The sequence below is a fragment of the Streptomyces sp. NPDC052910 genome (assembly GCF_055585605.1).
The window spans coordinates 63,507-77,515 of record NZ_JBVJJR010000004.1 but is presented as its reverse complement, the minus strand read 5'-3'; the positions used below and the strand labels follow the sequence as shown (position 1 = coordinate 77,515).

Genomic DNA, 14,009 nt, shown 5'->3' with positions numbered 1-14,009 from the left:
TCGTGGCCGGCGGACGCCGGCGGGCCGTCAGTCCCCGTACACCGCCCGCAGCGCCTGTTCCGCCGCGGCCAGGGCCGCTTCCCGGCCGAGGCCGAGGCGGTGGGCGCGTTCGGCGTAGGCGCGGGCGGCGGCCGCGGCCTCGCGGTCGGCGGTGTCGCCGGGGGCGGCGACGAAGGTGCCGTTGCGGCCGTGGGTCTCGATCACGCCGTCGGCCTCCAGGGCCCGGTAGGCCTTGGCCACCGTGTTGGCGGCGAGGCCCAGTTCCTCGGCGAGGCCTCGGACGGTCGGCAGCCGGTGGCCGACGGGGAGCGCGCCGGAGCGGGCCCGGTCGGCGATGTGGGCGCGGATCTGCTCGTAGGGCGGTTCGGGCGCTTCCGGATCGACGGTCAGGTGCAAGGCCACGTGGGTCTCCTGGCTGGCTGGACGGTGTGCGCCCTCCATTGTGCGCCGCCGGACGGCCGGAACCGGAGGAGCCCGCCCCGGCGGCCGGCGGACCTCGGGGCCGGCGCCGGGGCCGGCGCTCGCACCGTCTCCCCCGGGCCCGCGCCCCGGCCGCTGTCCCCGGACCGCTGTCCCCGGACCGCTGTCCCCGGACCGCTGTCCCCGGACCGCCGTCCCCGCGTCCGCCGCCCCGCCCGCCTCACAGCCGCAGGTCGATCCCGCCCGTCCGCAGCCACGTGTCCAGTCCGAGGACGAGTTCGACGGCCCCCCGGTAGCGGTCGCCGGACTCCTCCGCGAGGGCGTCCCGGAGCGCGTTTTCGCGGAGGAGCGGGCGGACGGGGGCGTCCCGGTCGGCGAGGAGTTCGCGGAGCTCGGCGCGGAGGGCGGCGGCGTAGCGCGGGTCCTGGGTGGCGGGGTAGGGGCTCTTGACCCGGTCGGCGACGGCGTCGGGCAGCACGTCGCGGACGGCGGCGCGCAGCAGGGACTTCTCGCGGCCGTCGAACGTCTTCATGGACCAGGGGGTGTTGAAGACGTACTCGACCAGCCGGTGGTCGCAGAACGGCACCCGCACCTCCAGGCCGGTGGCCATGCTGGCCCGGTCCTTGCGGTCGAGGAGGATCTGCACGAACCGGGTGAGGTGGAGGTGGCAGATTTCGCGCATGCGGCGCTCCGGCCCCGTCTCACCGGGCAGCCGGGGCACCTCGTCGAGGGCCTCCCGGTAGCGGGCGTCGACGTACGCGGGGAGGTCGACGGCGTCGAGGACGTCCTTGCCGAGGAGCGCGACCAGGGCGCTGTCGCCGCCCGCGAAGGTGTGGGCGATGCCGGCCGCGACCCAGGGGAAGGTGTCGGCGTGGACGGCCGCGGGGTCGTGGAACCACCGGTAGCCGCCGAACACCTCGTCGGCCGACTCCCCGGAGAGGGCGACCGTGGACTGTTCGCGGATCGCCTTGAACAGCAGGTAGAGCGAGGTGTCGCCGTCACCGAAGCCGGTGGGCAGGTCCCGGGCGGTGAGGACGGCCCGGCGGTGGCCGCGGTCCATCAGGTCGGCGGTGTCGAGGACGATGTCCCGGTGGTCGGAGCGCACGTGTGCGGCGAGGGCGTGGGCGTACGGGCCGTCGGGTGTGGCCCGCAGGCCGTCGGGGACGAAGTGGTCGGTCCGGCCGGCGAAGTCGACGGAGAAGGAGCGGACCGGCCCGCGGCCCGCCTCGGCGAGGCCCTTGGCGGCGAGCGCGGTGACGGCGGAGGAGTCGAGTCCGCCGGAGAGCAGGGTGCACAGCGGGACGTCGGCGATCAGTTGGCGGGTGACGATGTCGTCGAGCAGCTCGCGGACGTGTGCGACGGTGGCCGGGATGTCGTCGGTGTGCTCGCGCGCCTCCAGCGCCCAGTAGCGCCGGACGGTGGTCCCGTCCCGGCGGATCCGGACGGTGTGGCCGGGCCGCACCTCGTACATCCCGTCGTAGACGCCGTGGCCCGGCGTCTTGACGAAGGCCAGCACTTCCGCCAGCCCCTCGGTGCCGACGGTCGCGCGGACGGCGGGGTGGGCGAGGACGGCCTTCTGCTCGGAGCCGAACAGGACGCCGTCGGGCGTGGGGTGGTAGTAGAGCGGCTTGACGCCCATCCGGTCGCGGACGAGCAGCAGTTCCTCCGTGCGCGGGTCCCAGAGGGCGAACGCGAACATGCCGTTGAGGCGTTCGGTGAACGCCTCGCCCCATTCGAGGTAGGCGTGCAGCACGACCTCGGTGTCGCTGCCGGTGCGGAACGCGTGTCCGCGGCCGGTGAGTTCGGCGCGCAGCTCACGGTAGTTGTAGACCTCGCCGCTGTAGGTGAGGGCGAGCCGGGTGCGGCCGTCGTGTTCGACGAGCATCGGCTGCCGGCCGCCCTCGATGTCGATGACGGCGAGCCTGCGATGGCCGAACGCGGCGTGGGTGTCCTGCCAGAGGCCCGAGGCGTCCGGTCCCCGGCACTCCATCGTCCGCGTCATCGCCTCCAGCGCGGCGCGTGCTCCGGCGGTGGTGAGGTCCTGGTCGTAAGCGATCCATCCGGTGATTCCGCACATACGCGGTGTCCCCTTTCGGCAGGCGTCCCGGGGCGCTCGCGAGCGCGCCGGGGCATGGCTCGGCCCCCGTCCGACGCGGAGGACCGCCTTCCGCGACCGTCCGCGCCGGCGACGCTACGCCCTGTAGATGCATGTACCAACCATGCGAATGGAAAACCTTTCGCAAACCGCTCCGCCCCGCCCTACGGTTCGCCGCATGCCTCCGACTGTCCGGGAGTTCACCCCCGCCGACGCCGAACCCGTCGCCCAGGCCCGCCGCGCGGCGGTCCCCTTCATGGTCGTCACCGCCGAGACGCTGCTCTGGGAGCTGCGGAACGCCCCGCCGGAACAGCGGTACCGGCTGCTCGTCGCCGAGGTGGACGGACGCGTCGCCGGCAGCGCCCGCGCCGGCCTGTACACGGACGACGACGCGCGGGCGCACGGCCGGGCGTTCGCCTCCCCGTACGCCGACCCGCGGCTGGGCGGCCCGGCCGCCGACGCCGTCACCTCGGCGCTGCTCCGGGTGGCCGAGCAGTACCTGACGGGGCTCGGCGCCCGGTCCGTCTACATCTGGGCGAACGACGACGGCCGCTCCCCCGCCCACGCGGAGGCCCACGGCTACCGCCGGCTCCGCCGGGCCGGCTTCCTCCGGCTCGACCTCGTCGGCACCCCGCTGCCGCCCGCACCGGAGACACCCCGGGGCGTGGAGCTGCGCCCCCTGGCCGACTTCGCCGGCGACCCGCGCCCGATCCACGCGCTGGACACCGCGTGCGCGGCGGACGAACCCGGGGACGTCCCCGTCTCCGTCCCGCCGTACGAGGAGTGGCTCGCCACCGAGTGGCGGCGGCCCGGCATCGACCACGCGCTCTCGACCGCCGCCGTCGCGGACGGCGTCCCCGTCGCGTACACCCTCGTCCGGACCGACGGCCACGGCCGCATGATGTCCGCCATGACGGGCACCGCCCGGGCCCACCGCGGCCGGGGCCTCGCGAAACTGATCAAGAGCCACACCCTGCGCCGCGCCCGCGCGGCGGGCTGCACCGAAGCGTTCACCGGCAACGACGCGGGGAACGCGCCCATGCTGGCGGTCAACGAATGGCTCGGCTACACCTGGGCGGCGGCGGAATGGCGGTACGTGCGAGAGTTCTGAGGGGAGGAGGGGCCGGAGCACTTCCCGGGGGCTAAGCCGGGGCGCGTCCGGCGCGAAGACCGACGACCGGCTCGCGCGAAGAAGGACAACCGGCTCGCGCGATGGCCGGGCGGCCGGCTCGCGCGATCGGCGGCCGAAGAGGGACGGGCCGCGGATGACGACCGCCCCGGACCGGGAGGGCCGGCACCGGGACATCGAGAACGGATGAGGAGAGGACCGATGGCAGAGGCACGTGCGCTCGTCGTCGACCGCGACAGCTATCTTCGGGTTCGCTCCCGTGGTGAAGCCACCTTCGATCTCGGTGCGCGGCTGCCTCGGCAGGTCTTCCGGAACGCTTCGGGGGACTCGCTGTTCTGCGAATTCGACGCGCTCCTCACCCCGGACTTCTGGCCGGCTCTGCGCGCGATGGCCCGGTCACACGGAGACGAACGCGTGGAGCTGCTGGTCCTCGAGCCGGAGTGCGAGGAGTTCCACCTTCCGGAATACGGGATGTACCCGGCCGTATCGCTGTCCGTCGAAGCCGGTGCGGACGATTACTGGTCGGCGATCGGCTGTGAACCGGACGGTGACGTCATGGGATCGATCGCCGTCTCGGCGAACGTCGTCGCCGTGACCGGACCTTCCGGGAAGTGGGGTTGCTGGGCCGAAAGGGATCCCGAGGTGGCGGTTTTCCAGGGTTTCCCGAACGCGGCCGCACGGGACGAATGGCGTGCACGGTATGGGCCCTTCCTGGAGGTTTCCGAAGCGCTGACGTCGTACCTCCCCCCGACCTTCGCGGGTTGGACCGTCCCCGACGCATACGCCGCGACGCTGACCGCCGGCTACGGACCCGGGGGCGACAGGCGGCCGTAACCGCCGTGCGGAGCCGTCGCCGGGCGCACTCGGCCGCCCTGCCGGTTTCCGGGTGGGGGTACCGCTTTCCGGGCCGCTGTGACCGGCACACGTGGGGCAAGACGCGCACGGCGGCGCCGCCGCCACCCCTCGCCCCTGCCCGCCTCACCCCCAAGGCGCCGTCAGGTAGTTGGGCACGTTGACGTACGGCGGGGAGCCCGGCCGGAGAGCCGGGGCGAGGGCGGCGCGGACCGGGAGCCGGCCGGCGTCCAGAAGGCGGGTGCGCAGGACGGTCGCGGCGCCGGGCGGGATGCGGTCCAGGGCGTCGGTGAGGCGGGCGCGCAGCAGGCGGAGACCGTCGCCCCGGCCGGTTCCGGTGAGCGCGGCCAGGGGTTCCACCGCGCACCGGCGGAGGACTCCGGCGGCGAGGAGGTCGGCGACGGGCCCGTCGTGTCCGGCGAGGATGCCCCGGTCGGCGAAGCCGAGGAGGTCGGCGGCCTCGCCGCCGAGCCGCGAGGCGAGCCGTACGCCGTTCACACGGGGGCTGGCGTGGTCCCGGTAGAGGAGCCGCAACCGGGTCCGGCCGTGGGGTTCGTCGAGGACGACCGCCAGGTCCCGGGGGTGCGTCTCCAGGGCGACGCCGTACGAGAAGAGGGTGGTGGACCAGTCCAGCAGCAGCGTCAGGTAGGCGTCGGCGAAGGCTCGCGCCGAGCCCCCGTAGTAGCGCCGGGCGAGCGCGTCGGCGACCGTCTCGCCGTCCGGGGTCCGGGCCGCCAGCGCGGCGACGGGGACCGTGTGACCGTCGGCCGGCTCGCGCGGTCCGCGGCGCACCCGGACGGTGAGCAGCGGGTGCCCCGCGTGCAGGTAGGTGTCCGCGTCGGCCGGGAGGACGGAACCGGCGAAGTACGGCTCGCACAGCAGGACTTCGTCCAGGAGGCGTTGCGTCACCACGGCGTCGGCGAGTGCGGCGGGCGCGGTGGCGGTGGCCTGCCCGGGGGCGTACCCGGCGGCGGGGAGCGGCAGTTCGAGCCGGGTTCCGGGCGCTTCGGTCAGGGCGAGGGTCGCGGTGGACCGCGTCGGCACCACGTCCGCCCAGGGTTTCTCGGCGAGCCGGGCGGCGGCGTCGAGGCCGGCGGCGCGCAGCGCCCGGGCGAGCGGCGCACCGGCGGTCAACGGGTGCACCGGCAGCATGGTGTGCGTGCCGGACAGGCCGGGGAGACCGAGGTCGCCGGGTGCCGGCCACCACGCGGGGGGATGTTCCGGCCCCCGGCGGACGGCCGCGTCCGGCAGGGCGACCCAACGGAGCCCGAAACAGGCGTGGAACTCCGGGGCGTACGCGAGGGGTTCCAGGGGCTCCGGTGCCCCGGGGTGACCCGTCGGCGGGTCCGGGTCGGGGCGGCGGGCGGCGAGCACGTCGAACGCGAGGGCGCCGCGCGGCCCGTTCCACTCGGCGGCGCTCCGCCCGTACGCCGCCGCCAGCCGCTCGGCGACCTCACCGCGGGTCCGCTCGCGGAGCCGCAGGGCGGCGAGTTCGGCCGCGCAGGCGGCGGCGAAGGCGTCGAACCCGGCGCGCTCCCGGGGGTCCGCCGCCGGGCGCAGCCGCGCCAGGACGGCGTCCAGCCCGGTGACGACGCCGTCCGGGGTCTCCAGCAGGGGTGCGCGGACGCGCGCCGCGCCGCCCGGACCGTCGTAGGCGACCGGCAGCAGGATCGTTTCCCCGGCCACGGTCAGCGCCAGCCGCTCCCCGTCCGGGCGGCTCGTGGCCCGCGCCGTGCCGCGCAGTCGGCAGACGTCCTCGCGGAGCACGGCGTCGAGGACACGGGCGACGAGCCCGCCCTCCACGCCGCCGTCCGGGACCCGCCCGCTCATACGGCACCCTCCCGCGCGCCGCGCTCCGACGGACGCGGCGCGCGGGACACGTGGGAACGGACGCGGGCCACAAGGGAGGGGAAACGTTCGGTCAGCCGCACGGAAACGCCTTTCGGGCCGAGGGCGAGGAGGAGGTCGGTGTCGGGTTCGGATTCGGCGTGGCTTCGGTTCGGATTCGGGTGGCTTCGGTTCGGGATCGGCGTGGCTTCGGTTCGGGATCGGCAGGGGTGCCGCGGGTACGCCGAGGGGGCCCGCGGCGGGTGGGGCCGCGCGGCAGGCCGGGTCCGGGGGCCGGCCCGGAACCGGGTCGGCCGTATTACAGAGGTGCCGTCGCGTTCACAGAGGTGCCGTCGCGCCGAGGCGCCGTCGGACGGGGACCGCGGCACCGGCACCGGCGTCGCCACTGCCGCTACCGCCGACGACGGCCGCGCGTGGCGGCCCGGGGCGCGCGCGAGACCGCGGCGAAACGGGGGTGGTTCGCGCTCACGAGTCGACCTTAGGTTAGGCAACCCTAACTCTGTCAACGCGGTTGAGCGAGAAGCCGCTTACATCCCCTATGTCCCCGCGAGGCGGAAAGTCGCTTGCCCCCTGCCGCCCAGCCTGGGACGGTCGCCCCCATGGCACAGATCACCATCCGCCCGCTCCACCCCGACGAATGGCGCCTCTACCGCTCCGTCCGCCTGGCGGCGCTCGCCGACGCGCCCGAGGCGTTCGGCTCCACATGGGCCCGCGAGCACGCCTTCACGGAAGAGACATGGCGGGAGCGCCTCACCCGGCGCAACACGTTCCTCGCGGAACGGGAGGGCGAACCGTGCGGACTCGCCGGCGTGCTCCCCGACGGCCCCCGGACGGCCGACCTCGTCTCCTTCTGGGTCGCCCCCACCGCCCGCGGCTCGGGCGCCGCGGACCTCCTCCTCGACGCGACCCTCGCCTGGGCGGCCGGCCACGGCCACACCACACTCCGCCTCCGGGTCACCGCCGACAACGCCCGCGCCGAACGCTACTACCGGCGGCGGGGCTTCACCCCCACGGGAGAATCTCACCCCGTCCGCCCGGGCGAACCCCGCCTGGAACACACGATGACGCGCCCCGTCACCACGGTCTGAGGGCTGCGCTCCCCGTCGGGATCGCCGACCGGTAACCACACCCGGCACCCGACAGCGGCCTTGGCCGCGGTACGTCGGAGAGGACGGGCACGTGGATCCAGAGGGAGGAGCCGGCGCCCCCGTCAAGCAAGGACCCGCGTCCGTCGCAGCCGTATGGTCACACCTCCGGGCCGCGTACGCAGAGGGCGTCCGCACCCCGGGTGGCCGGTGCGGACGCCCCGAAAAGTCGGGCAATCGCTTCCTCAGGAGCGAGTGGAACGTTTCAGCTCACCATGTCCGCGCACGTGGCCGGGGTCGCGTGGGCCGGGTCGAGGGCGTTGGCGACCTCCTTGAAGGCGACGCGGTCGACCATGCCGGTCGCGACGTGTTCGGAGAGGTCGACGGAGCAGCGGTCCTGGAGCAGGATGTTGCGGACGTTCGGGCCGGAGAGGTACGAGGTCTGGTACGGGGTGACGACCTCGTCGTACTTGGTGGCGACGACCGTGTAGCGGACGCCGGGCACCGTGTCGGGGCGGGAGTTCAGCTTCTTGAGGAAGTCCGAGCCGATGGCCTGGTCGGTGAGGCCGGGGGTGGCGCCGTGGATCGCCTGGCGGGCGCCCGGGATCTTGTCCATGAGCTTGGTGAGGCCCGAGAGGGTCGTGCCGTGATTGGAGGGGGCGAGCCCGGTCAGTGAGTTCACCTTGCCCGCGCCGTCCAGGAAGTTGAGGTAGTAGCGCGGCATCACGCCGCCGCCCTGGGAGTGGCCGACGAGGTCCACCTTCGGGGTGCCGGTGGCCTCTCGGACCCGGTCGACGTAGGCGGAGAGCTGGGCCGACGACTGCTCGACCGGGCCGAGGCCGTTGAAGACCGGGACGCCGGCGATCCGGCCGTAGTCGAGCGAGAAGACGCAGTAGCCGCGGTTCACCAGGTAGGGGGCGAGGAAGAGCCAGTTGTCCACCGAGTTGCCGAGGGTGCCGTGGATGAGGACCACGGGCCGGGGGTGGGCGGGTGACGGCTTGCAGGAGAAGTCGTTCCAGCCACGGCTGACCGTGCGCGTACCCGCGTCGGCGGCCGGTGCCGCCGCTCCGGCGGCGAGCACCAGGGCCAGGGCGGGCAACAGGGTGCCGAGAACGCGGAGCAGGGGGCGGGCTTCGCGGAAACAGCGGAGTCTTCGGATTCCGGACATAAAGGAAACCTCGCAGGTGGGAGTGGGCGCACGGCAGCGACACGACGGCCAGGAGGGAGCCTCGCGCTGAAAGGGCATCAACTTACGTGCGAGTAGGTTGCGGGAAGGTCATGACATCGTCAAGAAGTTCGACGCCTCTTGGTTCGCACGAATTCGGCCAGTTACGCGGCAGTAACAGCGAGGTGGTACGCGGACTCGGGCACCCGGCGATCCCAGTCAGGCGACGTGCAGCGCCGCCGCCGGCCCCACCGCCGACGGGCCGAAGCGCGCCCGCGCCCGGTCGACGGCCGCCTCCACCCGGCGCGCCTTGTCGTCGGCCGCGTCGAACGTCAACTGACGCGGGGCCCCTTCGGCGTCGGCGAGCTGCTCGGCGCGCAGCGCCACCGCCCGCACCCGGGCCCGCTGCAGACCGAGCGCACCGTGCAGTTCGTACGCCACGGTGGTCAACTCCGGTGTGTGCGCGGTCGGTTCGGTGAAGGTACGGGTCCGCGTGGTGGTGGAACCGTCGGCGTACCGGACGGTGAGGGTGAGGCCGCGGGCGACCTGGCCGTCGCCGCGCAGCCGGGCCCCGAGCCCGTCGGCGAGCGCGAGCAGGGCGCGCCGGCGCCGCTCCGGATCCAGCTCGTCGGCGCCGAACCGGTGCTCCGCGCCCATCGAGCGGGCCCGCGCCTCCGGGGTCACCGGCGTGGGGTCGATGCCGTGCGCCCGTTCGTACAGCGTCCGCCCGGCGGCGGCGCCCAGGATGCGCTGGAGTGCGGGCAGCGGCGCGGCGGCGATCCGGCCGACGCTGTCGAGCCCGTACGCGCAGAGGGTACGGGCGGTGGCGGGACCGACGCCGTACAGGGCCGCCGCCGGCCTGCGGGCGAGGAAGGCGGCCACCTCGGCGTCGTCCGCCGGCAGTACGCGGACCGCGCCGGGCGGCGCGTCCTGGGCGGCCATCCGCGCCAGCATCGGGTTGGCGGCGACGCCGACCGCGCAGTCGACGCCGTACCGGGCGAGGCTCCGGACCCGCAGCAGGGCGGCGAGTCCTGCGGGGTCGCGGCCGAAGTACCGGGTCGCGCCCCGGACGTCGGCGAGCGCGGCGGCCGGCGGCAGCGCCTGGACGACGGGGGTGACCTCCGCGAGCAGGGCGAGGAGACCGTCGTAGACCTCCTCGTCGAGGGAGGCCCCCGGGGCGGCGGCGCCCAGGGTCCGGGCGCCCGGAGCGGACGGGCCCGTGCCGCGGGGGCGCGGAGCGGCGGCACCCGGAGCGGACGCGTCCGCGGCCGGGTGGAAACGGACGTACAGCACGGGGGTGGCGGAAGCACTCCCGTCCGGCGCGGCCCGCCGGGCGCCCGCGCCCTCGGCCGGCCGCAGCCCCTCGGCCGCCCGCAGCCGACGAACCGACCCCGAGCCCGGGCCCGGCATCAGGCCCGATCCCGGCGCCGGTTCCGGTCCCGGGCCCGGCTCCGCATCCGGTCCCAGGCCCGGTTCCGGGTGCGACGGTTCCGAACCCGGCTCCAGGCGCGAAGGTCCCAAGCCCGGCTCCAAGCCCGGCTCCAAGCGCGACGGTGCCAGGCCCGCTTCCGGATCCGGAACGGCCGTCAGCCTGCGCGTCACCTCACTCATCGCCCCGCGCTCCCCTGACTCGCGTGCCACAGCTTCCGTCCCGTGGCCGTCCCCTCCCCCGCCGGCCGGAGGTCGGCCCAGGGGTGCATCGCGTAACCGGTGGGCATGTCGACGCGCCGCCGGGGCGCTCCGGGGCCGGGGCCCTCCTCCGCCGGCCGGGCCAGCACGTCGGCCACCGCCTCCAGTCCGCCCTCCGCCCGGAGGGCGGCGAGCTCCGCGAGGTTCCACGCCCGGACGCCGACCACGCTGAAGCTGCGCGGCCCGCGCCGCTGGACCGTGCCGCGGACCAGCAGCAGCCAGGAGTGGAAGACCGTGTGGGCGCAGGCCGCGTGGGAGTCGTCGAAGAAGGCGCAGTCGACCAGGCCCGTGCCGTCGTCCAGGGTCGCGAAGACCACCCGCCGGCCGGACCGGACCGGCGGGGTCTGGGTGGCCGCCTTGGCGCCCGCGACCAGGACGGTCTCGCCGTGCCGCGCGTCGCGCAGCCGGTTCGCCGGGAGTACACCCAACTCCCGCAGAAAAGAACGGTGATCGGTCATCAGATGGCGCGAGGTGTCCATGCCGAGCACGTTCAGCTCGGCGCCCAGCCGCTCCTGCGCGTCGAGGTCGGGCAGGCCGATCGGCTCGGTCCGCACGTCGTCGACCAGGGTCGGCTGGGCGGCGGCGGGCCCCCGCTGGTGGCGGTGGAGCTCGGCGAGGTGCAGGAGCAGGTCGCGCCGGTTGGCGCCGAACGCGTCCAACGCCCCGACGCGCGCCAACCCTTCGGCGACGGGGAGGCGGGGCCGGGCCCGTCGCCACAGGTCCGGGAGGGAGCTGTAGGGGCGGCCGGCCACGATCCGTTCCGTCTCGGCCTCGGTGATGCCGTGCACCTCGGAGAGGGCGAGCCGGATCCCGAACCGCCTCTCGGACACCAGTTCGATCCGATAGGCGGCGTCCGAACGGTTCACGTCCAGCGGCAGCACCGGCACCCCGTGCCGCCGCGCGTCCGCGAGCAGCAGCCGCTTGGGGTACATCCCCGGGTCGTGGGTGAGCAACCCGGCGTAGAACGCGGCCGGGTGGTGCGCCTTGAGCCAGGCCGACTGGTAGGTGGGCACCGCGAAGGCGACGGCGTGCGCCTTGCAGAAGCCGTACGAGCCGAACGCCTCGACGATCTCCCAGGTGCGGCGGACGACGTCGGGGGAGTAGCCGCGCTCCGCCGCCCGGTCCGCGAACCAGGCCCGCACCCGGCCGAGCAACTCGGGCTTGGAGAGCGCGCGCCGCATCTCGTCCCCCTCACCCCGGTCGCAACCGGTCATGACACGCAGGATCTCGATCACCTGCTCATGGAAGACGACCACGCCGTAGGTCTCCTTGAGCACCTCCGCCAGGTCCGGGTGCGGGTACCGGGCGGGCGCGCGGCCGTGCCGGGCCTCGATGAAGGGGCGCACCATGTCGGCGGCGACCGGGCCGGGCCGGAACAGCGAGATGTCGACGACGAGGTCGTGGAAGGTCTCCGGCTGGAGCCGGCCGACGAGGTCGCGCTGGCCGGGCGACTCGATCTGGAAGCAGCCGAGCGTCTCGGCGGAGCGGATCAGCGCGTACGTGCGCGGGTCCCCGGGCCGGACCTGCGCCGGGTCGTCGAGGTCGATGCGGCGGCCGGTGGCCCGTTCGACCTCGTCCACCGCGTGCGCCATCGCGGACTGCATCCGCACGCCCAGTACGTCGAGCTTGAGCAGGCCCAGCTCCTCCACGTCGTCCTTGTCGAACTGGGACATCGGGAAGCCCTCGCCGCTGGTCGGCACGACGGGGGTGCGGGCGCGCAGGCTCGCGTCGGACAGCAGGACGCCGCACGGGTGCATGGCGACGCCGCGCGGCAGCGCGTCCAGCGCCTCGGTCAGCTCCCACAGCCGCCCGTACCGCTCCGGCCGGATGCCGCGCAGCTCGGGCAGCTCGGCGAGGGCGGCCCGCGCGTCGCGCGCCCGGATGTGCGGGAACGCCTTGGCGAGCCGGTCCACCTCGGCCGGATCCATGCCGAGCGCCGCGCCCACGTCGCGCAGGGCGTGCCGGACCCGGTAGGTCTCGGGCATGGCGACGGTCGCGACCCGCTCCGGGCCGAACCGGTCGAAGATCGCGCGGTAGACGTCCAGCCGGCGCGCGGACTCGACGTCGATGTCGATGTCGGGCAGCGCGGCCCGCCGGGTGGAGAGGAACCGCTCCATCAGCAGGCCGTGTTCGACCGGGTCGGCACCGGCGATGCCCAGCAGGTGGTTGACCAGCGAGCCGGCGCCGGAGCCGCGGGCGGCGACGCGGACGCCGAGCTCGCGGGCGTCGTCCACGACCCGGGCGACGGTGAGGAAGTACGACGCGAAGCCGCGCCGCGCGATGACGTCCAGCTCGTCGTCCAGCCGGTCCCGGTACTCCCGGCCACGGGGACCGCGGTCGAGGCCGCGCCGCACCAGGCCGGCGGTGCAGCGGGAGCGCAGCACCCGGTCGGCGGTGCGCCGGTCCGCGCCGACCAGGCGCGGTTCGGGGAAGTGGACGGAGCCCAGGCCGATGTCGTCCTCGGGGTCGACGCGGCAGGCGGCGGCGGTCTCCTCGGTGGTGCCGAGCAGCCGCCGGGCGGCGTCCCGGCCCAGTCCGGCGGCCTCCGCGATCCGTTCGGCGGCGGCGGCCATGGCTCCGGGGTCCTTGAGCCAGCGCTCGCCGCCGTCCAGCGCCTCGGGCCGGCGGAAGTCGACGGGCACCAGGCGGCGGGCCGCGTCGAGCACGTCGGCGACGGGCCCCAGGCCGGGGTCGGCGTAGCGCGCGGCATTGCTGAGGACGGCCGGTACGCCCAGGTCGGCGGCGAGGCCGAGGGTACGGGCGGCGAGCCGCAGCGAGCCGGGCCCGGTGCCGGTGCGGCCGTGCCAGACGACCTCCAGCCGGAGCGCGTCACCGAACGTTTCACGCCACGGCGCGAGCAGCCGGGCCGCCCGGTCGGGGCGGCCGGCGGCGAGGGCGCGGCCGGCCTCGGAGTCCGGCCCGAGCAGGACGAACACCGGCGGACGCGGGCCCGCGGCGGAGGCCGCGGCCTCCGCCCAGGGCAGCTCGGGGCGGTCGGCGGGACCGGCGTGCCCTGTGTGAGCGGTGTGCCCGGTGTGAGCGGCGTCAGCGCTGTGCCTGGTGTGAGCGGCGGTGACCAGGCCGCACAGCGCGGCCCAGCCGAACGCGCCGTCGCGGGCGAGGAAGACGGCGCGGGGCGCGGACTCGTCGACGAACGCCCCGCCGCGCACGGGGCCGCGGCGGCGGACGGTCTCGCCGGGCGCGGGCTCCGGGCCGCGCACGGCCAGGTCCACGCCAAACAGCGGGCGCACCCCGGCGGCGGCGGTGGCGCGGGCGAACCGGACGGCACCGGCGAGGGTGTCGCGGTCGGTGAGCGCGAGCGCGTCCATCCCGCGCTCGGCCGCCCGCTCGGCGAGCCGTTCGGGGTGCGAGGCGCCGTAGCGCGCGGAGAAGCCGGAGGCGACGTGCAGGTGGGTGAAGGGAGAGGCGGAGGCCCGGGCGCGCGGGGCCCCGGACCGGGCGGCCGCACGGTGGACCGGGGCCGCCGGGGGCACGGGCCGCGAAGGCGTGGGAGAGGCCGTGGCCGGCGCGGAAGCCCCGGGGAACTCCGGGGACACCCGCGACGACCCCGGACGCGTCGGTTCCGACGGGAACGCCGAACGAGCACCCATCGCACCTCCCGCCGTTCGCCCGTCATGACCCCCTGGCTGATTTCCGCCCCTCTCCCTCCACCATAAACCACTCATCGAACATTCGTACGAACACGCGTACGAGCGTCCTGCCCGG

The 14,009-nt window shown here is 75.4% G+C and carries 9 protein-coding genes; 3 read left to right on the top strand and 6 right to left on the bottom strand.

What is annotated here, in order from left to right; translation table 11 throughout:
• Positions 1–27: 27 nt before the first annotated feature.
• Together ACZ6X9_RS16630 and asnB are read right to left on the bottom strand one after the other, a co-directional pair.
• Positions 28–441, bottom strand: coding sequence for a GntR family transcriptional regulator (locus ACZ6X9_RS16630; RefSeq protein WP_469778724.1), 414 nt, complete (start codon positions 439–441; stop codon positions 28–30).
• A gap of 199 nt (positions 442–640) precedes the next feature.
• Positions 641–2,497, bottom strand: a complete 1,857-nt coding sequence (gene asnB, locus ACZ6X9_RS16625; RefSeq protein ID WP_469778723.1) for an asparagine synthase (glutamine-hydrolyzing) — start codon at positions 2,495–2,497, stop codon at positions 641–643.
• A gap of 196 nt (positions 2,498–2,693) precedes the next feature.
• Here asnB and ACZ6X9_RS16620 point away from each other — a divergent pair, with 196 nt between their 5' ends.
• Positions 2,694–3,626, top strand: a complete 933-nt coding sequence (locus tag ACZ6X9_RS16620; RefSeq protein ID WP_469778722.1) for a GNAT family N-acetyltransferase — start codon at positions 2,694–2,696, stop codon at positions 3,624–3,626.
• 219 nt (positions 3,627–3,845) lie between these two features.
• Positions 3,846–4,478 carry a hypothetical protein gene (locus ACZ6X9_RS16615; protein ID WP_469778721.1) on the top strand — a complete coding sequence of 211 codons (633 nt, stop codon included), beginning with the start codon at positions 3,846–3,848 and terminating at the stop codon, positions 4,476–4,478.
• Between the two features lie 144 nt (positions 4,479–4,622).
• Here the strand turns inward: ACZ6X9_RS16615 and ACZ6X9_RS16610 are convergent, their stop codons facing one another.
• The gene (locus tag ACZ6X9_RS16610; RefSeq protein WP_469778720.1) at positions 4,623–6,326 is read right to left on the bottom strand and encodes an IucA/IucC family siderophore biosynthesis protein; all 1,704 of its coding nucleotides are present in this window, start codon (positions 6,324–6,326) and stop codon (positions 4,623–4,625) included.
• 617 nt (positions 6,327–6,943) lie between these two features.
• Here ACZ6X9_RS16610 and ACZ6X9_RS16605 point away from each other — a divergent pair.
• Positions 6,944–7,432 (top strand): GNAT family N-acetyltransferase, encoded by a 489-nt coding sequence (locus ACZ6X9_RS16605; RefSeq protein WP_469778719.1) that lies wholly within the window; start codon positions 6,944–6,946, stop codon positions 7,430–7,432.
• Positions 7,433–7,694: 262 nt separating this feature from the next.
• Here ACZ6X9_RS16605 and ACZ6X9_RS16600 read toward each other — a convergent pair whose 3' ends face one another.
• The 3 genes from ACZ6X9_RS16600 to ACZ6X9_RS16590 all read right to left on the bottom strand — a co-directional run bounded on the left by ACZ6X9_RS16600 (position 7,695) and on the right by ACZ6X9_RS16590 (position 13,894).
• Positions 7,695–8,597, bottom strand: coding sequence for an esterase/lipase family protein (locus ACZ6X9_RS16600; RefSeq protein ID WP_469778718.1), 903 nt, complete (start codon positions 8,595–8,597; stop codon positions 7,695–7,697).
• A gap of 216 nt (positions 8,598–8,813) precedes the next feature.
• Complete coding sequence (locus ACZ6X9_RS16595; RefSeq protein ID WP_469778717.1) at positions 8,814–10,004, bottom strand: DNA polymerase Y family protein; 1,191 nt, start codon at positions 10,002–10,004, stop codon at positions 8,814–8,816.
• Between the two features lie 197 nt (positions 10,005–10,201).
• Positions 10,202–13,894: a DNA polymerase III subunit alpha gene (locus ACZ6X9_RS16590; protein WP_469778716.1), complete on the bottom strand. Its 3,693-nt coding sequence runs from the start codon at positions 13,892–13,894 to the stop codon at positions 10,202–10,204.
• Between the last annotated feature and the right edge of the window lie 115 nt (positions 13,895–14,009).